Source organism: Mesorhizobium comanense (genome assembly GCF_005503535.1).
In the GTDB taxonomy this organism is placed as follows: Bacteria; Pseudomonadota; Alphaproteobacteria; order Rhizobiales; family Rhizobiaceae; genus Mesorhizobium; species Mesorhizobium comanense.
The window spans coordinates 605,773-630,564 of record NZ_SCNN01000001.1; the positions used below are offsets into that span (position 1 = coordinate 605,773).

The 24,792-nt window shown below is 63.7% G+C and carries 22 protein-coding genes; 12 read left to right on the top strand and 10 right to left on the bottom strand.

The genetic code is table 11. The annotated features are described in order from the left end of the window. Positions 1–16: 16 nt before the first annotated feature. The 9 genes from nusA (at position 17) to FFS37_RS02915 (ending at position 11,667) form a co-directional block, all read left to right on the top strand. Positions 17–1,612, top strand: a complete 1,596-nt coding sequence (nusA, locus tag FFS37_RS02875; protein ID WP_137929415.1) for a transcription termination factor NusA — start codon at positions 17–19, stop codon at positions 1,610–1,612. Between the two features lie 38 nt (positions 1,613–1,650). Then, positions 1,651–2,301: an RNA-binding protein gene (locus tag FFS37_RS02880; protein WP_137929712.1), complete on the top strand. Its 651-nt coding sequence runs from the start codon at positions 1,651–1,653 to the stop codon at positions 2,299–2,301. Beyond that, entirely contained in the window at positions 2,298–4,889 is a 2,592-nt protein-coding gene (gene infB / locus FFS37_RS02885) for a translation initiation factor IF-2 (RefSeq protein WP_137929416.1), read from the top strand. The genes FFS37_RS02880 and infB overlap by 4 nt, the downstream gene beginning before the upstream one ends. A 126-nt stretch (positions 4,890–5,015) precedes the next feature. Then, positions 5,016–5,426, top strand: coding sequence for a 30S ribosome-binding factor RbfA (gene rbfA, locus FFS37_RS02890; protein ID WP_137929417.1), 411 nt, complete (start codon positions 5,016–5,018; stop codon positions 5,424–5,426). Continuing rightward, the gene (truB, locus tag FFS37_RS02895; RefSeq protein WP_137929418.1) at positions 5,426–6,439 is read left to right on the top strand and encodes a tRNA pseudouridine(55) synthase TruB; all 1,014 of its coding nucleotides are present in this window, start codon (positions 5,426–5,428) and stop codon (positions 6,437–6,439) included. Before rbfA ends, truB begins: the two co-directional genes overlap by 1 nt. Positions 6,440–6,485: 46 nt before the next feature. Then, complete coding sequence (gene corA / locus FFS37_RS02900) at positions 6,486–7,580, top strand: magnesium/cobalt transporter CorA (RefSeq protein WP_137929419.1); 1,095 nt, start codon at positions 6,486–6,488, stop codon at positions 7,578–7,580. A 78-nt stretch (positions 7,581–7,658) separates the two neighbouring features. Further along, positions 7,659–8,033 carry a 30S ribosomal protein S15 gene (gene rpsO / locus FFS37_RS02905; RefSeq protein ID WP_269750770.1) on the top strand — a complete coding sequence of 125 codons (375 nt, stop codon included), beginning with the start codon at positions 7,659–7,661 and terminating at the stop codon, positions 8,031–8,033. A 409-nt stretch (positions 8,034–8,442) separates the two neighbouring features. Then, positions 8,443–10,590: a polyribonucleotide nucleotidyltransferase gene (pnp, locus tag FFS37_RS02910; protein ID WP_137929420.1), complete on the top strand. Its 2,148-nt coding sequence runs from the start codon at positions 8,443–8,445 to the stop codon at positions 10,588–10,590. 66 nt (positions 10,591–10,656) lie between these two features. Then, complete coding sequence (locus FFS37_RS02915; protein ID WP_137929421.1) at positions 10,657–11,667, top strand: class I SAM-dependent methyltransferase; 1,011 nt, start codon at positions 10,657–10,659, stop codon at positions 11,665–11,667. Between the two features lie 17 nt (positions 11,668–11,684). Here FFS37_RS02915 and FFS37_RS02920 read toward each other — a convergent pair whose 3' ends face one another. From FFS37_RS02920 to fabA, 4 genes are all read right to left on the bottom strand, one after another. After that, on the bottom strand, positions 11,685–13,229 hold the full coding sequence (locus tag FFS37_RS02920; RefSeq protein WP_137929422.1) for a putative bifunctional diguanylate cyclase/phosphodiesterase: 1,545 nt from the start codon (positions 13,227–13,229) through the stop codon (positions 11,685–11,687). Positions 13,230–13,375: 146 nt separating this feature from the next. Then, on the bottom strand, positions 13,376–14,188 hold the full coding sequence (gene fabI, locus FFS37_RS02925; RefSeq protein ID WP_137929423.1) for an enoyl-ACP reductase FabI: 813 nt from the start codon (positions 14,186–14,188) through the stop codon (positions 13,376–13,378). 30 nt (positions 14,189–14,218) lie between these two features. Next, positions 14,219–15,439, bottom strand: coding sequence for a beta-ketoacyl-ACP synthase I (gene fabB / locus FFS37_RS02930; RefSeq protein WP_137929424.1), 1,221 nt, complete (start codon positions 15,437–15,439; stop codon positions 14,219–14,221). 49 nt (positions 15,440–15,488) lie between these two features. Further along, complete coding sequence (fabA, locus tag FFS37_RS02935) at positions 15,489–16,007, bottom strand: 3-hydroxyacyl-[acyl-carrier-protein] dehydratase FabA (RefSeq protein WP_137929425.1); 519 nt, start codon at positions 16,005–16,007, stop codon at positions 15,489–15,491. A 242-nt stretch (positions 16,008–16,249) separates the two neighbouring features. On the opposite strand from fabA, the gene irrA reads away from it, so the two are divergent. Both irrA and FFS37_RS02945 read left to right on the top strand, forming a co-directional pair. Then, on the top strand, positions 16,250–16,681 hold the full coding sequence (gene irrA, locus FFS37_RS02940) for an iron response transcriptional regulator IrrA (protein ID WP_171026165.1): 432 nt from the start codon (positions 16,250–16,252) through the stop codon (positions 16,679–16,681). A gap of 64 nt (positions 16,682–16,745) precedes the next feature. Then, positions 16,746–17,105, top strand: coding sequence for a DUF4260 domain-containing protein (locus FFS37_RS02945; protein WP_137929427.1), 360 nt, complete (start codon positions 16,746–16,748; stop codon positions 17,103–17,105). Positions 17,106–17,159: 54 nt separating this feature from the next. Here FFS37_RS02945 and FFS37_RS02950 read toward each other — a convergent pair whose 3' ends face one another. Continuing rightward, positions 17,160–17,720: an SH3 domain-containing protein gene (locus tag FFS37_RS02950; RefSeq protein ID WP_137929428.1), complete on the bottom strand. Its 561-nt coding sequence runs from the start codon at positions 17,718–17,720 to the stop codon at positions 17,160–17,162. Between the two features lie 148 nt (positions 17,721–17,868). Here FFS37_RS02950 and FFS37_RS02955 point away from each other — a divergent pair, with 148 nt between their 5' ends. After that, a complete protein-coding gene (locus tag FFS37_RS02955) occupies positions 17,869–18,870 on the top strand; it encodes a 2-hydroxyacid dehydrogenase (RefSeq protein WP_137929429.1) in 1,002 nt (333 codons plus the stop codon). Between the two features lie 24 nt (positions 18,871–18,894). On the opposite strand, the gene FFS37_RS02960 is transcribed toward FFS37_RS02955, so the two are convergent. The 5 genes from FFS37_RS02960 to dnaA form a co-directional block, all read right to left on the bottom strand. Further along, positions 18,895–19,383 (bottom strand): GNAT family N-acetyltransferase, encoded by a 489-nt coding sequence (locus FFS37_RS02960; protein ID WP_137929430.1) that lies wholly within the window; start codon positions 19,381–19,383, stop codon positions 18,895–18,897. Continuing rightward, positions 19,383–20,135 (bottom strand): molybdopterin-synthase adenylyltransferase MoeB, encoded by a 753-nt coding sequence (locus tag FFS37_RS02965; protein ID WP_137929431.1) that lies wholly within the window; start codon positions 20,133–20,135, stop codon positions 19,383–19,385. The genes FFS37_RS02960 and FFS37_RS02965 overlap by 1 nt, the downstream gene beginning before the upstream one ends. Before the next feature lie 73 nt (positions 20,136–20,208). Beyond that, the gene (gene recF, locus FFS37_RS02970; RefSeq protein WP_137929432.1) at positions 20,209–21,342 is read right to left on the bottom strand and encodes a DNA replication/repair protein RecF; all 1,134 of its coding nucleotides are present in this window, start codon (positions 21,340–21,342) and stop codon (positions 20,209–20,211) included. A 65-nt stretch (positions 21,343–21,407) separates the two neighbouring features. Further along, positions 21,408–22,526, bottom strand: a complete 1,119-nt coding sequence (dnaN, locus tag FFS37_RS02975) for a DNA polymerase III subunit beta (protein ID WP_137929433.1) — start codon at positions 22,524–22,526, stop codon at positions 21,408–21,410. 201 nt (positions 22,527–22,727) lie between these two features. Then, the gene (gene dnaA / locus FFS37_RS02980) at positions 22,728–24,200 is read right to left on the bottom strand and encodes a chromosomal replication initiator protein DnaA (protein WP_408631423.1); all 1,473 of its coding nucleotides are present in this window, start codon (positions 24,198–24,200) and stop codon (positions 22,728–22,730) included. Positions 24,201–24,792 lie beyond the last annotated feature (592 nt).

A 24,792-nucleotide genomic window follows, 5' to 3' on the forward strand; every position in this document is an offset into this window, starting at 1 on the left:
GCTCGGGAGAAAGAACATGGTTGTAAGCGCCAACAGACTTGAACTGCTGCAGATCGCCGATGCGGTCGCCCGTGAAAAGTCGATCGACAAGTCGATCGTCATCGCCGCCATGGCTGATGCGATCCAGAAGGCGGCGCGCTCGCGTTATGGCCAGGAAACCAACATCCGGGCCGACATCAACGCCAACACCGGCGAGATGAAGCTGCAGCGGCTGATGGAAGTGGTCGAGAAGGTCGATGACTACGCCACGCAGATCGCCATTTCATCGGCCCGCGAGCGCAACCCCGACGCCCAGCTCGGCGACTTCATCGCCGAACAGCTGCCGCCGATGGATTTCGGCCGTATCGCCGCCCAGTCGGCCAAGCAGGTCATCGTGCAGAAGGTGCGCGAGGCCGAGCGCGACCGCCAGTATGACGAATACAAGGACCGCATCGGCGAGATCGTCAACGGCACCGTCAAGCGCGTCGAATACGGCAACGTCATCGTCGATCTCGGCCGTGGCGAGGCGATCATCCGCCGCGACGAGCTGATCCCGCGCGAAAACTACAAGTACGGCGACCGCGTCCGCGCCTATGTCTATGACGTGCGCCGCGAGCAGCGCGGTCCGCAGATATTCCTGTCGCGTACCCATCCGCAGTTCATGGCCAAGCTCTTCACGATGGAAGTGCCGGAGATTTACGACGGCATCATCGAGATCAAGTCGGTCGCACGCGACCCTGGCTCGCGCGCCAAGATCGCCGTCATTTCGCGCGACTCTTCGATCGATCCCGTCGGCGCCTGCGTGGGTATGCGCGGCAGCCGCGTCCAGGCCGTCGTCGGCGAACTGCAGGGCGAGAAGATCGACATCATTCCGTGGTCGCCTTCGGCCGCTTCCTTCATCGTCAACGCGCTGCAGCCGGCGGAAGTCGCCAAGGTGGTGCTCGACGAAGATGCGGAACGCATCGAGGTGGTGGTTCCCGACGACCAGCTGTCGCTGGCCATCGGCCGCCGCGGCCAGAACGTGCGTCTCGCCTCGCAGCTGACCGGCTGGGATATCGACATTCTGACCGAGGCCGAGGAATCCGAGCGTCGCCAGAAGGAATTCGTCGAGCGCTCGTCGCTGTTCATGGAAGCGCTCGACGTCGACGAGATGGTCGGCCAGGTGCTGGCCTCCGAAGGCTTCACCAACGTCGAGGAAGTTGCCTATGTCGATGCGAGCGAGATCGCTTCGATCGACGGCTTCGATGATGACACCGCATCGGAAATCCAGACCCGTGCGCGTGAGTACCTGGAGAAGATCGAGGCCGAGCACGACGCCAAGCGCAAGGCGCTCGGCGTCAAGGACGAGCTGCGTGAAATCCCCGGCATCACCACCGCAATGATGGTGACGCTCGGCGAGGATGGCGTGAAGACGATCGAGGATTTCGCCGGCTACGCCGCCGACGACCTGACCGGCTGGAAGGAACGCAAGGACGGCGAAACCAAGAACTATCCGGGCGTGCTGGCCAGTCACGGTGTTTCGCGTGCCGATGCCGAGCAGATGGTGCTGGCCGCCCGCCTGAAGGCCGGCTGGATTTCCGAGGAAGAGCTTGCAGCCGAAGAAGCTTCGGCCGACGAAGCCGTCGGTGCGTGAGGTGAAACCGCATCGCACAGAACCCGCCCTTGGACGAGATGAACGATCGCACCTGCATCGTCACCCGCAGGCAGGCCGAACCGGATGAACTGATCCGGTTCGTCGTCGGCCCGGATTCGGCCGTCGTTCCCGATCTCAAGAGAAATCTGCCCGGCCGTGGTTGCTGGGTGAGCGCCGACCGCCTACATATCGACAAGGCGGCGGCGAAGAACCTTTTCGCCCGAGCCTTCAAGGCACAGGTCGTGGTGCCGCCCGATCTCGGCGGCATGGTCGACGGGCTGCTCGTCAAATCCGCGCTGGGCATGCTGGGGCTCGCCCGCAAGGCGGGTGTCATCGCACTGGGAGCCACCAAGGTCGAGAGCGCGGTGCGCGGCGGCCTGGCGCTTTTCGTGCTTCACGCAACCGAAGCGTCCGACGACGGGGTGCGCAAGATCAGCCAGGCGCGGCGGGCCACCGTCCACATCGGCGGTCCTTCCATCCTTGCCTACAAACTTTTCTCCGAGGCCGAGTTGAGCTTGGCATTGGGGGGTACAAATGTGATACATGCTGCCGTCCTCGCGGGAGACGCGGGTAAGGCGGTTGAAAAGCGCATCGTTGCGCTCGACCGATATCGGGGCGGCACCCCGGACGATCTGGCAATGCTTGCGGCCGTTGCTGACGAAGATGAGACCGCAGAGGATATGGAATGAGCGATACGAAATCGGGCGACGACAAGACGTTGAGCGTTACGCCGAAGAAGACCTTGACGCTGAAGCGCCCCGGTACCGAACAGGGCGTCGTGCGCCAGAATTTCTCGCATGGCCGCACCAAGCAGGTCCAGGTCGAGATCAAGAAGCGCAAGTTCTCCATGCCAGGCGAAAAGCCGGAGCCGGTGGCAGCCCCCGTGTTCACGCCGAAGCCCGCGGTCGTGGCCGCGCCTGTCGTGCAGCAGCCGGAAGCGCCCAAGGCTCCGCCTCCGCCTCCGCCACCCCAGGTCGAGCGCAGCGGCATGGTGCTGAACGAACTGTCGCGCAGCGAAATGGAAGCGCGCCGCAGGGCGCTCGAAGGCTCCAAGGTCCGTGAGGTCGAGGACCGTCAGCGCGCCGCCGACGAAGCCAAGCGCCGTGCCGACGATGAAGAGCGCCGCAAACGCGAACGCGATGAATCCGCTCGCCGGCAGGCCGAGGAAGAGGCTCGCCTGCAGACCGAGGCGGAATCGCGCCGTCGCGCCGAGGAAGAAGCGCGCCGCCGTGCGCCGCAGGCCGCCGAACTGGCGACCCCCGACGACGAGGAAGAAGTCAAGCCGAGGCGTACAGGCAGTGGTGCTAGCCCCGCCGGCGCGCCGGTTCGCCGCCTTGTCACGCCCGAAGTGGCGCGTCCGGCCAAGCCGACCAAGGGCGAGGAAGACCGTCGCCGTGGCAAGCTCACGCTCAATTCCGCGCTTTCCGACGAGGACGCGCGGGCCCGTTCGCTGTCGTCGATGCGTCGCCGCCAGGAGAAATTCAAGCGCGCGATGCATAATGAGCCGCGCGAGAAAGTCATGCGCGAAGTGATCCTGCCGGAGACCATCACCATCCAGGAACTGGCGCAGCGCATGTCCGAGCGCGCGGTCGATGTCGTCAAGTTCTTCATGAAGCAGGGCCAGATCCTGAAGCCGGGCGACGTCATCGACGCCGATACGGCCGAGCTGGTCGCCACCGAGTTCGGCCACACGGTCCGCCGCGTCGCCGAATCCGACATCGAGGAAGGCCTGTTCAACATCGCCGACCGTCCCGAGGACCTCGTCTCGCGTCCGCCGGTGGTCACCATCATGGGCCACGTCGATCACGGCAAGACCTCGCTGCTCGACGCGATCCGCAATGCCAACGTCGTGTCCGGCGAGGCCGGCGGCATCACGCAGCATATCGGCGCCTATCAGGTCGAGAAGAACGGTCAGAAGATCACCTTCATCGACACGCCCGGCCACGCCGCCTTCACGGCGATGCGCGCCCGCGGCGCCCAGGCCACCGACATTGCCATTCTGGTGGTGGCGGCCGACGACAGCGTCATGCCGCAGACGATCGAATCGATCAGCCATGCCAAGGCGGCCGGCGTTCCGATCATCGTGGCCATCAACAAGATCGACAAGCACGGCGCCGATCCGCAGAAGGTCCGCTCGGAACTGCTGCGTCACGAAGTGTTCGTCGAATCGATGGGCGGTGAAGTGCTCGACGTCGAAGTCTCGGCGACCAAGGGCACCAATCTCGACAAGCTGCTCGAGGCGATCCTGCTGCAGGCTGAAATCCTCGACCTGAAGGCCAATCCGGACCGTACCGCCGAGGGTGTCGTCATCGAGGCGCAACTCGACAAGGGCCGTGGTCCCGTTGCCACAGTGCTGGTGCAGACCGGCACCTTGATGCCAGGCGACATCCTCGTCGCCGGCAACGAATGGGGCCGGGTGCGCGCGCTGGTCAACGATCGTGGCGAGCAGATCAGGGAAGCGCCGCCGGCAATGCCGGTCGAGGTGCTCGGCCTTCAGGGCACGCCTCAGGCTGGTGACCGCTTCGCCGTGGTCAACAACGAGGCGCGCGCCCGCGAGATCACCGAATATCGCCAGCGTCTGGCGCGCGAGAAGGCGGTGGCCAAGCATGCCGGCCAGCGCGGCTCGCTCGAACAGATGATGTCGCAGTTGCAGACGAGCGGGCTGAAGGAATTCCCGCTGGTCATCAAGGGCGACGTGCAGGGTTCGATCGAGGCGATCAACGCCGCGCTCGACAAGCTCGGCACCGACGAGGTGCGTGCGCGCATCGTCCATGCCGGCGCCGGCGCCATCACCGAAAGCGATGTCTCTCTGGCCGAAACCTCGGGTGCGGCGATCATCGGCTTCAACGTCCGTGCCAACGTGCAGGCGCGTGCCGCGGCTGCCGCTGCGGGCATCGAAATCCGCTACTATTCGATCATCTACAACCTCGTGGATGATGTGAAGGCGGCTCTGTCGGGCCTGCTCTCGCCGGAGCGTCGCGAGACCTTCATCGGCAATGCCGAGATCCTCGAGATCTTCGACATCACCAAGGTCGGCAAGATCGCCGGCTGCCGTGTCACCGAAGGCAAGGTCGAGCGTGGCGCGGGCGTGCGCCTGATCCGCGACAACGTCGTCATCCACGAAGGCACGCTGAAGACGCTGAAGCGCTTCAAGGACGAGGTTTCGGAAGTCCCGGGTGGCCAGGAGTGCGGCATGGCCTTCCAGAACTACGAGGACATGCGCGTCGGCGATGTCATCGAGTGCTTCCGCGTCGAGATGGTGACGCGGACGCTCTGAGTTCGAGTGATTTATCGGTGTCGGGCGGTGGTCGAAAGACCGCCGTCCTCAGCCCGTTGAGAATGACTGTTTGAGACATGCGGCACGGTCCTATCCCGCGCCTCACGCTTTCAGGATTTGAGAAAAATGCCCCGTTCCACCACATCCGGCCCATCCCAGCGCATGCTGCGCGTCGGCGAGCAGGTGCGCCATGCGCTCTCCGAAACACTACAGCGCGGCGAAATCATCGATCCGCTGATTGAAAGCTCGGTCGTTTCGGTCTCGGAAGTGCGCATGTCGCCCGATCTGAAGATCGCCACCGCCTTTGTCTCGCCGCTCGGCGCAAAGGATGCCGATGCCGTCATCGAAGCGCTGAACAAGCACGCGAAATTCATCCGTGGCCGTGTCTCCGGCGCGCTCAGGCAGATGAAGTACATGCCGGAATTCCGCTTCCGGCAGGACACGTCCTTCGACAATTTCGCCAGGATCAACGACCTCCTGAAGTCGCCCGAAGTAGCGCGCGATCTCGATGGCGACGACAACAAGGAAGAAGAATAATGGCGCGCCGCGGCAAGAAGAAGGGCAGGCCGGTCTCCGGCTGGGTGGTGCTGGACAAGCCGGTCGGCATGGGTTCGACCGAAGCCGTCTCCAAGATCAAATGGCTGTTCCAGGCGGAGAAGGCCGGCCACGCCGGCACGCTCGATCCGCTGGCGTCCGGCATGCTGCCGATCGCGCTGGGCGAGGCGACCAAGACCGTGCCTTACGTGCAGGATGGCGCCAAGATCTATCGCTTCACCGTCGCCTGGGGGCAGGAGCGTTCGACCGACGACCTCGAGGGACCGGTGACGAAGGAGTCCGACCGGCGTCCCGCGGAGGCCGAGGTCAAGGCGCTGCTGCCGAAATACACCGGCGTCATCATGCAGACGCCGCCGCAATTCTCGGCCATCAAGATCGCGGGCGAGCGCGCCTACGATCTCGCCCGTGAGGGTGAGACGGTCGACATTCCCGCGCGAGAGATAGAGATCGGGCGTCTCGATATCGTCGAGCACGGTGCCGACCATACGGTTTTCGAGGTCGAATGCGGCAAGGGCACCTATGTGCGCTCGCTGGCCCGCGACATGGGCCGCGACCTCGGCTGTTTCGGCCATATATCGGAATTGCGCCGCGTCGAGGTCGAGCCGTTCACTGCGGAGGACTTCGTCACCATCGCCGAACTGGAAGCGGCGCGCTTCGGTGCGCCTGGCCAAGACAAGCTGGAACGCGAAGGCAAGCCGGAACGCGAAGACAGGCCGGAACCTGCCGACGACGCCGATGCGATTGAAGTGCCGGTGGACTTCGGGGCGATCGATGCGCTTGTCGTCGATACGTCGGCCGCCCTCGATTGCCTTCCGCAGGTCGCCATTAGCGACGATGCGGCGACAAAGATCCGCCTCGGCAATCCGGTCATCATCCGCGGCCGCGACGCGCCGGTGGAAGCGGAAGAAGCCTGTGCCACCGCGCGCGGCAAGCTGGTTGCCATCGGCGCCATCGAACAGGGCATGTTCAAGCCCAAGCGGGTCTTTGCCGGCTGACCGCTCTCGCTTAGTCTAGTTTGGCGGACCTGGGTTCGAGGGGCAGATGGCAAAGGCCGAGGCAGTGAAAAAGCGGGCGCCGGTGAAAACGCGGCGGCCGCCGGTGGGGGCGTCGCCGGGCACGCTGATCGCCGATCCCGCCGCGCGGCGTTCGGAACTGCGGCTGACCCTGATCTCGCCGCAGAAGTTCAAGACGATCGACAACGCCAGCATCGACGACGTCGAGGCCAATTGCCGCAAATGGCCCGTCATCTGGCTCGACTGTACCGGCCTTGCCAATATCGCGCTGATCGAGCAGATCGGCCGCATCTTCAGCCTGCACCCGCTGGCGCTCGAGGACGTCGTCAACACCGGCCAGCGGCCGAAGGTCGATTTCTTCGAGGATCACGCCTTCGTCGTCGTGCGCATGATCGACGATGTCACCTCCCACCGCTACGAACAGATCGCCCTGTTCCTCGGCGAGAACTTCGTCGTCACTTTCCAGGAGCGCGAAGGCGATCCCTTCGACCCGGTGCGCAAGCGCATCGAGAGCTCGGCTCCCAACCGGCTGCGCACCCGCGGCGCCGACTATCTGGCCTATGCGCTGATAGACGCCATCGTCGACAGCTATTTCCCGCCGATCGAGACGGCCGGCGAACTGGTCGACAGCATCGAGGACGAGATGCTGCACTCTCCGCACAAGCATCAGATGCGGCAACTGCACGAGTTGCGGCGAGACGCCAACGTGCTGAAAGGCGTGCTGTGGCCGATGCGCGATGCGCTGGCGACGCTTATCCGCAACGACGTGCCCTATGTCAGGGCCGAAACCAAGGTCTTCCTCAACGATACGCTCGACCACTCGCTCAGGCTGATCGAACTCGTCGAGACCCAGCGCGACATGCTGACCGGCCTGATCGAAATGCATCTGTCGCTGAGCCAGGCGCGCACCAACGACGTGATCAGCTACCTCACCATCGTCTCGGTCATCTTCATGCCGCTGACCTTTCTTGTCGGTGTCTGGGGAATGAACTTCGACCACGAATCCTCGCCGTGGAACATGCCGGAGCTGAAAGCCTACTACGGCTATCCGGCATCGCTCTTGTTCATGGCAGCCGTCGCGGTCGGGCTGATTGCCTTCTTCAAATGGAAGAAATGGCTTTGACGGGGCCAAATCTTGCCGTTCCCGCGTGAAAAGCCGGCTTGGTGAATTGGGCTGGTGTTTTGCGGGGAATTGCACTATATGCGCCGCAGCATAGCGCCTAGACGCTTTGCTTGCACCGGCCCCTGCTGGACGACATCCCGGCTGAGGGCGACCCGTTTCCTCGAACAGATAAGGAAAAGCACGATGTCGATTACTGCCGAGCGCAAGAAGGAATTGATGACTGAATTCGCCACCGCCAAGGGCGACACCGGTTCTCCGGAAGTCCAGGTGGCCATCCTTTCCGAGCGCATCAAGAACCTGACCGACCACTTCAAGGACCACAAGAAGGATAACCATTCCCGCCGTGGTCTGCTCGCTCTCGTGTCCCAGCGCCGCAGCCTGCTTGATTATCTCAAGCGCAAGGACGACGCGCGCTACCAGACACTGATCGAGAAGCTCGGTCTGCGCCGCTGACGAATTGACCGGCGGGCTCCTTCACGGAGTCCGCCGGTCGCGCATTCGGAACCCGGACCAATCCGGTCCCGAATGCAGGAATGGAGCACCGCGCACCCTGTCTGGGTGCCGGACGGACGCTCCGAAAAGTTGAATTTGCGCATGACGCGTTCCGCAAGCCGTGGTTTTCGGGGTCGTGCGCAGGCCGGTCGGTCGATCGGCATATCCGGTTTCGAGCGTGCAGAGGGCCACTCGAAGCCGCCCATGGACGGTCATGGGGCAGGATTGCAGGACGCTCGTTTGGCCACCGCGCCGATCACAGCCGAGCTTCCCGTTGTCTTGCCCGTGGCTGCCCGAGAAAGGAAGCCAGAGGAAGGGGTACCCGCGCACGCTGAGACGGCGCGGCCCTTGCTCATACAAAGGACAAGACATGTTCAATCACCACAAAGTGGAAATCGAATGGGGCGGTCGTCCGCTCATCCTCGAAACCGGCAAGATCGCGCGCCAGGCTGACGGCGCCGTGCTCGCCACCTACGGCGAGACCGTGGTGCTCGCCACCGTCGTTTCGATGAAGGAGCCCAAGCCCGGCCTCGATTTCTTTCCGCTGACCGTCAACTACCAGGAAAAGACCTATGCCGCCGGCAAGATCCCGGGCGGCTACTTCAAGCGCGAAGGCCGTCCGAGCGAGAAGGAAACGCTGGTTTCGCGCCTCATCGACCGTCCGATCCGTCCGCTCTTCGCCGACGGCTACAAGAACGACACGCAGATCGTCGTCACTGTCGTCCAGCACGACCTGGAGAATGATCCGGACATCCTGTCGATCGTCGCCACCTCGGCTGCCCTGACGCTGTCGGGCGTTCCGTTCATGGGCCCGATCGGCGGCGCGCGCGTCGGCTACATCAACGGCGAATACGTGCTCAACCCGCATATCGACGAGATGCAGGAATCCAAGCTCGATCTCGTCGTCGCCGGCACCACCGACGCCGTGCTGATGGTCGAGTCCGAGGCCAAGGAACTTTCCGAAGAGCTGATGCTCGGCGCCGTGATGTTCGGCCAGAAGGGTTTCCAGCCGGTCATCGACGCCATCATCAAGCTGGCCGAAGTCGCCGCCAAGGACCCGCGCGACTTCACCGCGCCGGATCATTCCGAACTCGAAGGCGAGATGCTGAAGATCGTCGGCGATGAACTGCGCGACGCCTACAAGAACGTCGACAAGCAGAAGCGCTACGCTGCCGTCGATGCCGTCAAGGCCAAGGTCAAGGCGGCCTTCGCGCCGGCCGAGGGCGAGGAGGCCAAGTACGCTTCCGAGCAGATCGGTTCGGTGTTCAAGGAACTGCAGGCCAAGGTCGTGCGCTGGAACATCCTCGACACCGGCTCGCGCATCGATGGTCGTGACCTGAAGACGGTCCGCAAGATCGTGTCGGAAGTCGGCGTTCTGCCGCGCACCCACGGTTCGGCGCTGTTCACCCGAGGCGAGACGCAGGCTCTGGTCGTCGCCACGCTCGGCACCGGCGAGGACGAGCAGTATGTCGACTCGCTGACCGGCATGTACAAGGAGAAGTTCCTCCTTCATTACAACTTCCCTCCCTACTCCGTCGGTGAGACCGGCCGCATGGGTTCGCCGGGCCGCCGCGAAATCGGCCATGGCAAGCTCGCCTGGCGCGCCATCCGTCCGATGCTGCCCTCCGCAGACCAGTTCCCTTACACGCTGCGCGTCGTCTCCGAGATCACCGAGTCCAACGGTTCGTCCTCGATGGCCACCGTCTGCGGCACCTCGCTGGCGCTGATGGATGCCGGCGTGCCGCTGGCCAAGCCCGTCGCCGGCATCGCCATGGGCCTGATCAAGGAAGGCGAGCGCTTCGCCGTGCTCTCCGACATCCTGGGTGACGAGGATCATCTCGGCGACATGGACTTCAAAGTCGCCGGCACCGCCAATGGCGTCACCTCGCTTCAGATGGACATCAAGATCGATGGCATCACCGAGGAGATCATGCAGATCGCGCTTGGCCAGGCCAAGGATGGCCGCCTGCACATCCTGGATGAGATGGCCCATGCATTGTCCGGCGCCCGCGCCGAGCTCGGCGAGTTCGCGCCGCGCATCGAGGTCATGCACATCCCGACCGACAAGATCCGCGACGTCATCGGTTCCGGCGGCAAGGTGATCCGCGAGATCGTCGAGAAGACCGGCGCCAAGATCAACATCGAGGATGACGGCACGGTCAAGATCGCTTCGTCGAACGCCAAGGAAATCGAGGCGGCCAAGAAGTGGATCCACACCATCGTCGCCGAGCCGGAAGTCGGCGAGATCTACGAAGGCACGGTCGTCAAGACCGCCGACTTCGGCGCTTTCGTCAACTTCTTCGGCCCGCGTGACGGCCTCGTCCACATCTCGCAGCTGGCCAACGATCGCGTTGCCAAGACCTCCGATGTCGTCAAGGAAGGCGACAAGGTCTGGGTCAAGCTGATGGGCTTCGACGAGCGTGGCAAGGTCCGCCTGTCGATGAAGGTCGTCGACCAGGCCACCGGCAAGGAAATCGCCCGCGAGAAGAAGGCCGAAGGCGAAGAAAACGCCGCCTGATCGGCCCGACATGAAATCGAAACGGGCGCGGCTTATGTCGCGCCCGTTTTGTTTGGAGACCAGGCAATGTCCGCTGAGGCGCTGAAGACGCTCTTCCACCCATTCGAGGCCGAGGCACTCTCCTCGCCGCGAAAGGGCGAGCGGGTCCTTTTCCTCGGCGCCGAACCAGGCCTGCGCCTGCCGCATGGTTTCGAGGCCGCGCTCCATCTGGTGCAAGGCTTCAGGCCGTATTTCCGCGCCTTGCAGACGACGGGATTTGCCGTCACCCCACAACCCGAAGGCAATGCTTTTGATGCCGGTCTCGTGCTTGCCGGTCGCCATCGGGGCCAGAACGAATTGCGCGTTGCCGAGGCCCTCGAGCGGGTGGTGCCGGGCGGATTGATCGTCGTTGCCGGCGGCAAGGATGACGGCATCGCCAGCCTGCGCAAGCGCATCGACGAGCTTGTGCCGCTCGATGGCCATCTGCCGAAATACCATGGCACGGCCTTCTGGTTTCGGCGGCCCGCCGATGCGGACGCCGCGGAAAAACTGCGTGCCGCCAATCCTGGTTTGCTGGTCGATAGCCGCTTTCAAACCGCGCCCGGCATGTTCTCCTTCGACAAGGTCGATGCCGGTTCAAGACTGCTTGTCGACAACCTGCCCGGCGAGCTGCGCGGCAGCTTTGCCGATTTCTGCGCGGGCTGGGGTTATCTGGCGGGCGAGGTTGCCAGGCGCTTTCCCGACCTGTCGGGTCTCGACCTCTACGAAGCGGACTTCGCCTCGCTGGAAGCGGCAAGGGGCAATTTGGGTGGCACAGCGGCCACGGGCTTCTTCTGGATCGACCTGCTGGCCGAAGCGGTGGAACGCCGCTACGACGCGGTCGTCATGAATCCGCCCTTCCATCGCGGCCGCGCTGCCGAACCGGAAATTGGCGCAGCCATGGTCCGCGTTGCCGCCAAGGCTCTCAAACCCGGGGGCCGGCTGTTCATGGTTGCCAACCGTCAGCTGCCTTATGAGGCGGCGCTTTCCGCGGTCTTCTCAAGCCACACGGAAATTGCCCGTGACGGCATGTTCAAGGTGTTCGCCGCGCGGCGCTGATCGAGCGGGACGCCCTATCAATGCAAATTGGCGACGAGCCGCATGTCCTCGGTGGCAGGTGCCTCGCCAAGCCTGATCTTGAGCGGCGCCGGGCGGCCGAACAGGTAGCCCTGCACGACTTCGCAGCCGGCGGCCCTTAGCAGCGTTGCCTGGCTCTCTGTCTCGACACCTTCGGCAATAATGCTGACGCCGAGCGCCCGCGAGAGCCCGACAATGGTCGAGACGACGGCGCCGGAGCTGGAGTCGGTATCGATGCGGCTGACGAAGGAGCGGTCGATCTTCAGCTTGCCGAACGAGAAATCGATGAGGTAGCTGAGGTTCGAATAGCCGGTGCCGAAATCATCGACGGCGACCGAGATGCCCATCTCGGCAAGCTCCTTCAGGATGGCGGCGGCACGGTCGCGGTCCTGCATCATGGCCGTCTCCGTCACTTCCAGCTCCAGCCGTGATGGCTTGATGCCGGTGGTCCGCATCGTGTCGCGGACAATGCCGACGAAGTCCTTGGTCATGAACTGGACCGGCGAGATGTTGACGGCGACGAAGCAGTCGTCCGGCAAATGGCGGGCGTCGCTGCAGGCCTTGCGCAGCACCCATTCACCGATCGGGTTGATCATGCCGGTTTCCTCGGCGATCTGGATGAATTCCATGGGCGGGATCATGCCGCGCTCGGGATGTTTCCAGCGGATCAGGGCCTCGTAGCCGACGACGCGGCCGGTCGGCAGGTCGAGCTGCGGCTGATAATGGAGGTCGAAGTCGCCCCGTTCGAAAGCGGTGTGGAGCTCGGATTCGACCCATTGGCGATGTTCGGCCACGCGGCCCATCTCGCTGTCGAACACCGACCAGTTGCCAACCCCGCCCGCACGCGCATTCTGCAATGCCAGATTGGAACGGCGCAGGATGAGGACGGGATCGATGCCGTCCTTTGGCATCGCCACGATGCCCACCGAAAGGCTGACCGATTGCTGGTGGCTGCTGAGTTCATAAGGCTCCATCATCTCATCGATGAGCCTCTCCACCATGCCTTCCATCGTTCCATGGATCTGGTGGTCCGGCAGCAGCACCGCGAACTCGCCGGCGCCTATCCGCCCGATCAAGGCGCGCTCGGGCACGCAGGCCTGCAGGCGCTTGGTGAAGGCGCGGATGAGTTCGTCGCCCTGGCTGTAGCCGATCGCGTCGTTGATCTGCTTGAACCGGTCGATGTCGATATCGATCAGGAACACCGGTTCCCCGGTGCGGCTTGTCGCGCACGCGGCCTCGGCGATCTTGCCGACCATCGCCGGGCGCGCCAGCAGTCCCGTCAGCTTGTCGAAATGGGTTTCCTTGAAGACGAAATCGGCGGATTCATCGACGCCGGCGAAGAAGGACATTGCCGCCACCGAAGCCGCCAACGCGCAAAGCGCGGCCAGGATCGCGACCATCATGTCGGCCGGTATGCCGGCAAACCCGGCTCCGAGACCCTGTTTGAGACCCCAGAGACCGAGCACGAAACTGCCAATGCCCGAACTTGCTATCGTGAGCAGTCGGAACACCGGTGTTCGCTTCGGATTGCTGACGGCAGGCATGTAAGGGTCCCCAGATTGCGGGACTCTATAGCGGAAATCTTCTTAAAATGAGTTTCCGCGAATGCATCCAATTTTACTGGAGAGGATAATTTCTTTACTGCAAAGTACCTGCCGCCCTATGCCCGAAGCGGGGCGAGGCCACCTCCTCAGTCGCGAGCCCCATCGGTCTGCTTCAACTCTTCGAGCGCCGGCATCGAGACGATGTGATAGCCGGAATCGACGTAGTGGATCTCACCGGTGACGCCCGAGGCAAGGTCCGAGAGCAGATAAAGCGCCGAGCCGCCGACCTCGTCGATGGTCACTGTGCGGCGCAGCGGCGAGTTGCGCTGCTGGTAGGAGAACATGTGGCGGGCGTCCGAAATACCGGCGCCGGCAAGGGTGCGCACCGGTCCCGCCGAAATGCCGTTCACCCGGATGCCGCGCGGGCCGTAGTCGTTGGCAAGGTAGCGCACGCTGGCTTCCAGGCCGGCCTTGGCGACGCCCATGACATTGTAGTTCGGCATGACGCGCACGGAACCGGCATAGGTCAGCGTGACCATGGAGCCGCCCTCCTTCATCAGGGGCGCCGCATTGCGGGCGACCTCAGTGAAGGAATAGCAGGAGATCACCATGGTGCGGACGAAATTGTCCCGGCTGGTGTCGGCGTAGAGGCCCCTCAGCTCGTTCTTGTCGGAAAATCCGATGGCATGGACGACGAAGTCCAGCCCGCCCCAGGCCTTGCCCAGCGTTTCGAACGTGGCGGCCACGGAAGCGCTGTCCTCGACATCGCAGGGAACGACCAGCGAGGCGCCGAGCTTGTCGGCGAGCGGCTTGACCCGCCGGCCGAAGGCCTCGCCTTGATAGCTGAAAGCCAGTTCCGCCCCGTGTTCGGACAATTTCCGGGCGATGCCCCACGCAATGGAATGGTCGTTGGCAACACCCATGACAAGCCCGCGCTTGCCCTTCATCAATCCGTCCATGGCCGGCAATCCTTGTTGAAAAAATTGGCCTTATGCGGAATAGCGCTGGAAAACGAGCGTGGCGTTGGTGCCGCCGAAACCGAAGGAATTCGACAGCACCGTGTCGATCTTGGCGTTGTCGATGCGCTTGCGCACGATCGGCATGCCTTCGAACTCGGGGTCGAGCGTCTCGATATGGGCGCTTTCGCCAATGAAACCGCCCTGCATCATCAGGATCGAGTAGATGGATTCCTGTACGCCCGCCGCGCCCAGCGAGTGGCCGGTCAGCGACTTGGTCGAGGTGATGAACGGCATCTTCTCGCCGAAGACTTCGCGAATGGCGCCCATTTCCTTGGAGTCACCCACCGGCGTGGACGTGCCGTGGGTGTTGATATAGTCGACCGGCGTGGAAACCGTGGACAGCGCCTGGCGCATGCAGCGGATGGCGCCTTCGCCCGAAGGCGCCACCATGTCGTAGCCGTCCGACGTCGCGCCGTAGCCGACGATCTCGGCGTAGATCTTGGCGCCGCGCGCCTTGGCGTGCTCCAGCTCTTCCAGCACCAGCACGCCGGCGCCTCCGGCAATGACGAAGCCGTCGCGGTTGGCATCGTAGGCGCGCGAAGCGGTCGATGCCTTGTCATTGTACTTAGACGACATGGCGCCCATGGCGTCGAACAGGTCCGACATCGTCCAGTCGAGATCCTCATGGCCACCGGCGAACACGATGTCCTGTTTGCCCCACTGGATCAGTTCATAACCATTGCCGATGCAATGCGCCGAGGTCGAGCAGGCCGAGGAGATCGAATAGTTGACGCCGTGGATCTTGAACCAGGTGGCAAGCGTCGCCGAAGCGGTCGAGGACATTGCCTTCGGCACGGCGAACGGGCCGATGCGCTTGGGGCTGTTGTTCTTCAACGTGGTTTCAGCCGCTTCCACGATGGTGCGGGTGGACGGGCCGCCGGAGCCCATGACGATGCCCGTGCGCTCATTGGTGACGTCGCTTTCGCCAAGGCCGGCATCGGCGATCGCCTGGTCCATGGCGACATGGTTCCACGCGGCGCCCTGCGAGAGGAAGCGCATGGCACGGCGGTCGATCATCGGCGTCGGGTCGAGCGTCGGCGCGCCCCAGACCTGGCAGCGGAAGCCATGCTCGGCGAAGGAATCCGAAAAGCTGATGCCCGATCTGGCGTCGTGCAGCGAGGCCTGCACCTCGTTGGCGTTGTTGCCGATCGACGACACGATGCCGAGGCCTGTGACTACGACACGTCTCATTCGCAACTCCTTCCAGGAATACTGGCCAACGGGCCGGCCGGGGCTGCGGTCAAGCGACCGCCGACTGCTTGGACAGACCGACCTTCAGGTCCGTCGCCGCATATATGGGCTCGCCATCGGCCTTCATCCAGCCATCGGCGATGCCCAGCACCAGGCGACCGCGCATCACGCGCTTGAAATCCACGCCATATTCGACCTTCTTGACCGATGGCGTCACCATGCCTTTGAATTTGACCTCGCCGGTCGACAGCGCCATGCCCTTGCCGGGTTCGCCGAGCCAGCCGAGGTAGAATCCGGTCAACTGCCACAAGGCGTCGAGGCCGAGACATCCCGGCATGATCGGGTTGCCGATGAAATGGCAGGCAAAGAACCACAGGTCCGGCTTGATATCGAATTCGGCGCGAATGAAGCCCTTGTCGAAGGCGCCGCCGGTCTCGCTGATCTCGGTGATCCGGTCGAACATCAGCATCGGCGGGTAGGGCAGCTGGGCATTGCCCTCGCCGAACAGTTCGCCGCGGGCGCAGGCCAGCAATTCGTCGTAGTCGTAGCTGGATTTCGAACCCGCCATCAATCTTTCCCCATATCGTCCCGGGCGGTAGCGCGCCCTTGTCGTTGGTGTCCTAACACAATCTGTTTCAGGCCGGAAACCGGCGTTTGCGCTTAACCCGCCAGCCTGCCGGGGTCAATGCGCGCTATTGATCGCATTCCGACGACAGAATATATGTCAGCAGGGGTCCGGTTTCGGCAGACATTCATCTTTTTGCCATTCTGGGCGTGTCTTGAGGCGGAACTGTGAGCTTGGACGACCAGATGGACCGGGGCTGCCCGAAGGAATATGTCGCTGTGGACAAGCGTGTACGTGATGCCGGCCTGAGGCCGACGCGTCAGCGCATTGCGCTTGCCGACCTGCTTTTCGCCAAGGGCGACCGCCATTTGTCGGCTGAGGAACTGCACGAGGAGGCGCTCGCCGCCGGCGTGCCCGTGTCGCTGGCCACCGTGTACAACGCGCTCCACCAGTTCACCCAGGCGGGGTTGCTGCGCATTCTGGCTGTCGAGGGTGCCAAGACCTATTTCGACACCAACACTTCCGACCACCATCATTTCTATGTCGAAGGCGAGAACCGGATTTTCGACATCGCCAATGGCCCGGTCACGGTCACCAACCTGCCGGATCCGCCCGAGGGGATGGAAATCGCCAATGTCGATATCGTGGTGAGGCTGCGCCCCAAGCGTCAGGAATGACCGCCGAGGCGAGAATGATCTGCGGGGCCGCAATACGCGGCCATGCCGAAGCAATTAGTCAGGAATGAAACCGCTCGACCTGATGATCCGCCTCGAATGGGCTGCCGTCGCGGCCGCCGCTGTCGTCTTCTACGCTTCGTCAGGCGTTTCCTGGTGGCTCTTCGTGGTGCTTATCCTGGCGCCGGACCTGTCGATGTTTGGTTATCTGGCAGGGCCGCGCATCGGCGCCACTGCCTACAACGCCTTGCACATCCTGATCGTACCGGTGTTGCTGCTGCTCGTCGGGTACCTGTCAGGTTATGCTGTGGCGATCGCGGTGGCGCTGATCTGGATCGCCCACATCGCCATCGATCGTGCGCTGGGCTACGGCCTCAAATTGTCGACCAGCTTCCAGGACACTCATCTCGGCCGTATCGGACGTTGATGCGTCATCGCCGGGCTTCGGCCCGAACGGTCCTTGGTCGACGCTGGTCGGGGATCAGTCCTTGACCCGTTCGCCGGGATAGGCGCCCCAGACCGTCGACTGGGCGAGCCAGCCCGTATGGCCGTCGAGCGTCATTTCGCACCACTGGCCGTCGCAGGTCTTGATCGTGCCCATGACGCCCGGCTCGACGATCGCCACGACCCTGGCGTCCTTGTCCGGGCTTTTCATGAGATTGATCTCGCCGCCCTTGCCGCGCTGCCAGGGGGCGATGATGGCGGTGCGCCGGCCCGAGAGCATCGACTGGTTGATCCAGCCTTCCGAACCGTCCGCATCGCGCACGCGGCGCCATGTGTCGAATTCCTGGATGACCTCCATCGGCAGGCCGGCCTTCACATACATCCAGTTGACGGAGTAGTTGGCGCCGGGGCCGACGCGCGAGTTGACGCGCGCTGGCTTCAGGCTGACGAATCGCGGCAGCGGCAGGCCACTCGGCCCGAGCGTGACGACGCCCTGGGCGGGTGCCGCGGCGCTCTGCGCGCCGGCCAGCGGAGAATAAAGGAGAGCGCCGAGAAATGCTGCGCTGAGGCTCAGGCGAAGCGACGCGAAACCAGACACTTTCGTTCCTTTCGGCGCCGACCCCATGGCTGCGGCGCCCCTTTTTCTTTGTCTTCGGCGGCACCGCTTGTTACATGGGTAATTCGGCTGCCGCGACCAGCATTCAGTTTCGCCGGTCTTGGTTAAAGAGGTCTCAACGAGGGATAAAATGGCAGGCAAAAAGAAGCCTCTCGTGGTCATCACGCGAAAGCTGCCCGACCCGGTCGAGACCCGCATGCGCGAGCTTTTCGACGCCAGACTGAATGTCGAGGACAGGCCGATGACGCAGCCCGAGCTGGTCGCCGCCGTCAAGGAAGCCGACGTGCTGGTGCCGACGGTGACCGACCAGATCGACGCGGCGCTGATCGCCCAGGCCGGCGACAATCTCAAGCTGATCGCCAATTTCGGCAATGGCGTCGACAAGATCGACGTCGCGGCGGCGGCCAAGAAGGGCATCACGGTCACCAACACGCCCAACGTGCTTACCGAAGACACCGCCGACATGACCATGGCGCTGATGCTGGCGGTGCCGCGCCGGCTGGCGGAAGGCGCCAACGTGCTTACCGGCGACAAGAAATGGGCGGGCTGGTCGCCGACCTGGATGCTTGGCCGGCGCATCTGGGGCAAGCGCCTCGGCATTGTCGGCATGGGCCGCATCGGCACCGCCGTCGCCCGGCGGGCCAAGGCGTTCGGCCTTTCCATCCACTATCACAACCGCCATCGCGTGCTGCCGGCCGTCGAGGACGGCCTGGAAGCGACCTATTGGGAAAGCCTCGACCAGATGCTGGCCCGCATGGACATCATCTCGGTCAACTGCCCGTCGACGCCCGCCACCTTCCATCTTCTGTCGGCGCGGCGGCTGGCGCTGTTGCAGCCCACGGCCTATGTCGTCAACACGGCGCGCGGCGACATCATCGATGAGGAAGCGCTGGTCAAGCTGATCCAGGACGGCAAGATCGCTGGCGCCGGCCTCGACGTCTACGAGCACGAGCCGGCGCTGAACGGCAAGCTGCTCAAGCTCGCCGCCAGGAACAAGGTCGTGCTGCTTCCGCATATGGGGTCGGCCACGCTCGAGGGCCGCATCGACATGGGCGAAAAGGTCATCATCAACATCAGGGCTTTCGTGGATGGCCATAGGCCGCCCGATCGCGTCCTGCCGCTCCGAACCTGACGGTCCAAGAAGGTAAGTGGAAACTTACGAAATGGACTTGCGCATGGTTATCGAGGTCGGCTTGTCGTAGCCTTCATGCGCCGTCCTACCGGTTTCCTGAAAGCCGAGCCGGGCAAAGGTGGCGTGATTGGTGACAAGCTCGATGCGCGTCTCGAGTTCCAGTGCCGGCTTGCCGCGACCGGATGCGAGAACTTCGGCCGCCCGCATCAGTTTTCGACCGATACCTCGGCCATGTCGATCCGGGGCTACGGCAAGCTTGCCGACATAAAAGTCGTCAGCCCTCTCAAGAGCAAACAGGCAACCGACGATCCGGCCTTTGTCGAGCGCGAGGAAGCCTGTTTCCCGATCGGCCTTCATGCGCAATGTATCGACGCTCAGGCGGTGGGCCGACGACGGCGGATCGATGACGCCGTCCATGAAGGCGAAAGCCTCCAGGATCAGGGCAAGCACCTCGTCCCAACGCGCGAAGCCGGCCGGTATCCTCGTGATCGAGACACTAGACCGTCCTGACATCAGCGTCTCTTGTAGCGGATCGTTTCGAAGCGCGCGGCGAGCGCATCATAGAGCAGCAGACGGCCAATCAGCGGCTCGCCGATGCCGGTGATCAGCTTGATCGCCTCCATCGCCTGCAGCGTGCCGACAACGCCGGTCAGCGCGCCAAGCACGCCGGCTTCGGCGCAGGACGGCACAAGACCCGGCGGCGGGGCTTCAGGAAAAAGGTCGCGGTAACCCGGGTTCGGTTTGCCGTCCTTGTCTCTTTCGAACGGCTTCAACACCGTCAGCGAACCATCGAAGCGCCCCACCGCCCCATGCACCAGGGGCTTGTGTTCGCTCTCGCACGCATCGGCCACCGCATAACGGGTCTCGAAATTGTCGGAACCGTCGACCACGAGGTCATAGCGGGCGACGAGGGCAGGGGCATTGTCCTCGGTCAGCCGGAACATATGTGTTTCGACGCCTGTGCCGGGATTGATGCGGGCGATAGTCGCCCTGGCGCTCTCGGTCTTCGGCATGCCGATACTGTCGGTGCCGTGAATGACCTGGCGCTGCAGATTGGACAGCGACACGGTGTCGTCATCGACAATGCCGAGCGTGCCGACGCCGGCGGCGGCAAGATATTCGAGCACCGGCGCGCCCAACCCGCCAGCGCCTATCACCAGCACCCGCGCCTGTTTGAGCTTCTGCTGGCCGGCACCGCCGACTTCCGGCAGCACGATATGGCGGGCATAACGTTCGATCTCGTCGGCGGTGAGCGTGGTGGTCATGTCTGGACAATATCGCGGCTGAAAAACCTTGTCATTGGCGCTTGGAGATGCGGGTCGACATACGTACCGCCCATCAGGCCGTCGGCCCGACCATGCCGTGGTCGACCGTCAGGAACTGGGCGCGGCCGGCCAGGCTGGAGAACAGCGCCGCGTCGGTTCCCGTCATGAAGGCCTGGCAGTTCAACTCCTCCAGGATCGAAAACAGCGCTGCGCGCCTTCCGCCGTCGAGATGAGCGGCGATTTCGTCAAGCAGCAGGATTGGCGTCATGCCCGACATCTCGCCGGTCAGCCGTGCATGCGACAGCACGATGCCGACCAGCAATGCCTTCTGCTCGCCAGTCGAGCAGAGTTCGGCCGGCATCGCCTTGGGCCGGTGCCTGACCACGAGATCGGAGCGGTGCGGGCCTTCGAGCGTGCGCCCTGCGGCGCGGTCGCGGTCACGGCCGGCCGCGAGCGCCCGCCGGAACCGTTCCTCGACATCGACCGCCGGCGCATTGGCGATTTCCGCCTCCAGATCGCCCGAGAGGCCGATGTCGGCCTGCGGAAACGGCCCGGAACCGGGGAGCCTGTCGATCATGGCGGCCAGCAGGCGCACCATTTCGGCGCGCGCCGCGGCGATCGCCACGCCTGTTTCGGCCATCTGGCTCTCGATCGCCTCGAACCAGCTGGTATCGCGCGAGCCTTCCGTCAGCAAGCGGTTACGGCCGCGCATGGCCTTTTCGTAGTCGAGCGCACGCTGGCCGTGGCCAGGGTCGATCGACAGCACCAGCCGGTCCAGGAAGCGCCGGCGATCGCCGGCCGGTCCGGTGAACAAGGCATCCATGGCCGGCGTCAACCACATCACGCGCAGCCATTCCAGCATGTCTTCGGCCGAGCGCGCGGTGGCGCCGTTGATGCGCACCCGCCGGCCGCCCTCGCTTTCGCTGCCGGAAATGCCCGTGCCGATCTCGATCTGGCCGCCAGGTCCGTCGAGCCGGGCATGCAGTGCGAACCCGCCGTCGCCACCTTCGCGGGCCACGTCCCCGTAAGGCGCGCGGCGTAGGCCGCGCCCGGGTGTCAGAAAGGAAATCGCTTCGAGAAGATTGGTCTTGCCGGCACCGTTGTCGCCGGAAAACACTACGGCGCCAGGGGCGAGATCGATCGCCAGTGTCGCGTAGTTGCGAAAATTCGTAAGCGTCAGCTTACTTATATGGGTTTGTTCCGGCAACCGCTATCCGCCTGTAGAAGTCGCCGCGGCCAGAGCTTGTCGCCGCGAGGCCAACGCCGCGCGGGCTATACGCGCATCGGCATCAGCACGTAAAGTGCGGTCTCGTCGGCCATGTCGTGGATCAGCGTCGGTGAACCGGCGTCGGCCAGCATGAATTTGGCCTCGGTGCCGGTCAGCTGCGCGGCGACGTCGAGCAGATATTTGGCGTTGAAGCCGATTTCGATCGGGTCGGCGGAATAGTCGGCCGCCAGTTCCTCGGTGGCGCTGCCGGAATCCGGATTGTTGACCGCGAGCATCACCTGACCCTCGCTGATCGAAAGCTTCACGGCGCGGCCGCGTTCGGAAGAAATGGTCGAGACGCGATCGACCGCCGCCGCGAAGCTCTGGCGGTCGAGGATCAGCTTCTTGTCGTTGCCGGTCGGAATGACGCGCTGATAGTCCGGGAAGGTGCCGTCGATCAGCTTCGAGGTCAGGACGACGCTGCCGATGGTGAAGCGGATCTTGGTGTCCGACAGTTCGGTGGTCACGGCGACATCCGGATCGTCGACCAGCTTCTGCAACTCGCTCACCGTCTTGCGCGGGATGATGATGCCCGGCATGCCTTCCGAACCCGCCGGCGCGTCGATCTCGGCGCGGGCCAGGCGGTGGCCGTCGGTTGCCACGGAACGCAGCTTGAGCTTGCCGCCAACCTCGTGCGTGTGCAGGTAAATGCCGTTGAGATAATAGCGCGTCTCTTCCGTGGAGATGGCGAACTGCGTCTTCTCGATCAGGCCCTTGAGGGCGAGCGAGTCGATGCGGAAGATATGCGAGAAGGATCCGGCGGAAAGCTCGGGGAAATCGGATTGCGGCAGGCACTGTAGACGGAAGCTCGAGCGGCCCGACGTCACCGTCATGGCGTTGCCGTCCTCGTCCGTCTTCAGCATCACCTCGGCGCCGTCCGAGAGCTTGCGCACGATGTCGTAGAGCAGATGTGCCGGAACCGTCGTCGCCCCGCCGCGTTCGACCTTGGCGGGCGTGGCTTCCGTCACCTCCAGATCGAGGTCGGTGGCCTTCATTTCGAGGCTGGCGCCCTCCGCGCTGAGCAGCACGTTGGACAGGATCGGTATGGTGTTGCGCCGTTCGACCACGCGGTGGACGTGGTTGAGCGACTTGAGGAGATTTGACCGTTCCAGAATAACACGCATGACGAAACAGGCTCGCTTGAATGGATGAACGGGTCTCCGGCTGGCGGCGCCCCGCGAAACGTCTGAACTGACTTCAGAATCTGCGTAAACTGACAGGAAAAAGCCAGCAAACGCAAGCCCGCGCCACCGGTTCGGGCCGGCGACGCGGGCTTTCTGGGGATAAAGCCGGCGACACGCGCCGCCTGGCGTTTTCGAACCCGCTCAAGCCTGGTCGTTGATCAGCCGCCGCAGCAGCTCGAGTTCCTGCGCCAGCGTGTTGTCGGCACCGGAAAGGTCCTCGATCTTGCGCACCGCGTGCAGCACCGTGGTGTGGTCGCGGCCGCCGAAGCGGCGTCCGATTTCAGGCAGCGAACGCGGCGTCATCACCTTCGACAGATACATGGCGACCTGCCGCGGCTTGACGATGGTGCGCGTACGCCGGTTCGACAGAAGTTCCGTCTTCGACACGTTGTAGTGGCGCGCCACGATGCGCTGGATGTCCTCGATGCGGACCCGCTTCGGCTCGCCTGTGCGGTAGATGTGGCCGAGGATCTCGTCGATACGGTCGATGGTGATCTGCGGCTCGAACGACTGGCGAAACAGGAGCTGATTGAAGGCGCCTTCCAGTTCGCGTCCGCTGCCGGTCACCGTGCGGGCGACGTGATTGAGAATTTCGTCTGAAATGTCGAGCGACGCGTCGTCGTGCCTCGCGGTCGCCAGCCGCAGCTTGAGCATGCCGAGACGCATGGCGAAGTCGGGTGCCGACATTTCGAGCGCCACGCCGCCGTTCAGGCGCGAACGAACGCGCGGCTCGAGCGATTCCAGTTCCGACGGCGGCCTGTCGGCGGCGACGACGACCTGCTTGGCGCTGTCGAGCAACATGTTGATCAAGTGGCAGAATTCATGCTGGATCGACTTGCCCTGCAGGAACTGCATGTCGTCGATGATCAAAAGGTCGATGTCGCGCAGTTGCTCCTTCAGCGTCAGCGCGTTGTTGTCGCGGATCGCGGTGGCGAAGCGCCACATGAAATACTCCGCCGTCAGGTAGACGACGCGTGACTTGGGATTCTGCTTCAGCGATTCCGCCGCGATGGCCTGCAGCAGGTGCGTCTTGCCGAGCCCGACGGTCGCGTGCAGGAAAAGCGGATTGAAGCGCACGGCGCTCGACTGCGATTCCGCCACCGCCTTGGCGGCGGCGAAGGCCACCCGGTTCGACGGGCCTTCGATGAAGGAGCCGAACGTGTAGCGCGGGTCGAGCGGCGATCCGAGCACGTTGTGGCGGAATTCGCCCTCGGCCGCGACGCCCGGACGCGGCGCGGCTGCCCGCTCCACCCTGCCTGGGCTCGCCGTGCCGGCGGCAAGTGCTGTCTGGGTCTGACGCGTCATCTTGCGCGCGGGCGCCAGCTCCGGCTCGGCGTTGCCGCGACCCTGGCGGGTGGCGGTGCGCACGACGATCTCGATCTTGAGGAGGTCGGCATCCTCCTGCTTCCAGAGTTCGGAAATCAGGTCCAGATAGTGGCCGTTGATCCATGAGCGCAGGAAAGCGGTGGGCACCGAGATGCGGACAATGCCCTTCGAGGCCTCCGCGACCTTCATGCGGCCGAACCAGCTCGAATAGACCTCGGTTCCCAGGCGTGCCTTCAGTTGGGCCTTGACCCGGTCGAACTTCTGCTCCGCGTCGCTGGAGACCGCCATCTCGCTCGCTCCGATCAGATTTCCTGGAAATGGGATATCATTTGTATGCTCCCTTTCGACGCCGCTCTGCATGATCGAGTTCCTTGTCTTTGTACCTGTTTTTCCGCTGGGGATGCGCCTCCTGCATCCGTGCTCCAGCGACTGTCATTTGCTACGATGCCCGCTGCCGCCGCTGGCAGATGAACGTCGCCCACTATCTCAGGGAACCGGTGCCGGCCCATGGAAGCCAGTCCGCGTTGGGTATGTCAGGCAACACGATACCGTCCGGCGAAAACGCCGGCGCGCCATCGACCTGCCATGTTCTAGTTTACGCCAGTCCCCTACCGTATCGAAAAAGACCAAACAACCCCATCCACGGACTTGATCCGCGTTGCAAATCCCGCCAATTTAAGCTGGCCGATTGAGGCTGGGTTAAGGGCCAGAGCCCGTCCCTTTCGATGGATGGACATTACCGAAATCGCTGTGGATAGGGCAAGGCCACGTCTAACCGATTTTTAAGGAATCTGGTTACTTCGGGCGAGCCGGCGCCGCATGCCCCTACGGCATATTTTGACAAAGCCATTGTGAATCAAAACCTTTTCCGGCGAATATG

Excerpts from the sequence above, each read along its gene's own strand:
- FFS37_RS02955 (WP_137929429.1), top strand. The coding sequence starts at position 17,869 with ATGGCAGGCAAAAAGAAGCCTCTCGTGGTCATCACGCGAAAGCTGCCC.
- infB (WP_137929416.1), top strand. The coding sequence starts at position 2,298 with ATGAGCGATACGAAATCGGGCGACGACAAGACGTTGAGCGTTACGCCG.
- FFS37_RS02965 (WP_137929431.1), bottom strand. The coding sequence starts at position 20,135 with ATGACCACCACGCTCACCGCCGACGAGATCGAACGTTATGCCCGCCAT.
- rbfA (WP_137929417.1), top strand. The coding sequence starts at position 5,016 with ATGCCCCGTTCCACCACATCCGGCCCATCCCAGCGCATGCTGCGCGTC.
- FFS37_RS02920 (WP_137929422.1), bottom strand. The coding sequence starts at position 13,229 with ATGCCTGCCGTCAGCAATCCGAAGCGAACACCGGTGTTCCGACTGCTC.
- pnp (WP_137929420.1), top strand. The coding sequence starts at position 8,443 with ATGTTCAATCACCACAAAGTGGAAATCGAATGGGGCGGTCGTCCGCTC.
- dnaN (WP_137929433.1), bottom strand. The coding sequence starts at position 22,526 with ATGCGTGTTATTCTGGAACGGTCAAATCTCCTCAAGTCGCTCAACCAC.
- nusA (WP_137929415.1), top strand. The coding sequence starts at position 17 with ATGGTTGTAAGCGCCAACAGACTTGAACTGCTGCAGATCGCCGATGCG.
- FFS37_RS02880 (WP_137929712.1), top strand. The coding sequence starts at position 1,651 with ATGAACGATCGCACCTGCATCGTCACCCGCAGGCAGGCCGAACCGGAT.
- fabA (WP_137929425.1), bottom strand. The coding sequence starts at position 16,007 with ATGGCGGGTTCGAAATCCAGCTACGACTACGACGAATTGCTGGCCTGC.
- FFS37_RS02945 (WP_137929427.1), top strand. The coding sequence starts at position 16,746 with ATGAAACCGCTCGACCTGATGATCCGCCTCGAATGGGCTGCCGTCGCG.
- FFS37_RS02960 (WP_137929430.1), bottom strand. The coding sequence starts at position 19,383 with ATGTCAGGACGGTCTAGTGTCTCGATCACGAGGATACCGGCCGGCTTC.
- fabB (WP_137929424.1), bottom strand. The coding sequence starts at position 15,439 with ATGAGACGTGTCGTAGTCACAGGCCTCGGCATCGTGTCGTCGATCGGC.
- irrA (WP_171026165.1), top strand. The coding sequence starts at position 16,250 with ATGGACCGGGGCTGCCCGAAGGAATATGTCGCTGTGGACAAGCGTGTA.
- truB (WP_137929418.1), top strand. The coding sequence starts at position 5,426 with ATGGCGCGCCGCGGCAAGAAGAAGGGCAGGCCGGTCTCCGGCTGGGTG.
- rpsO (WP_269750770.1), top strand. The coding sequence starts at position 7,659 with ATGCGCCGCAGCATAGCGCCTAGACGCTTTGCTTGCACCGGCCCCTGC.
- fabI (WP_137929423.1), bottom strand. The coding sequence starts at position 14,188 with ATGGACGGATTGATGAAGGGCAAGCGCGGGCTTGTCATGGGTGTTGCC.
- FFS37_RS02915 (WP_137929421.1), top strand. The coding sequence starts at position 10,657 with ATGTCCGCTGAGGCGCTGAAGACGCTCTTCCACCCATTCGAGGCCGAG.
- corA (WP_137929419.1), top strand. The coding sequence starts at position 6,486 with ATGGCAAAGGCCGAGGCAGTGAAAAAGCGGGCGCCGGTGAAAACGCGG.
- dnaA (WP_408631423.1), bottom strand. The coding sequence starts at position 24,200 with ATGGCGGTCTCCAGCGACGCGGAGCAGAAGTTCGACCGGGTCAAGGCC.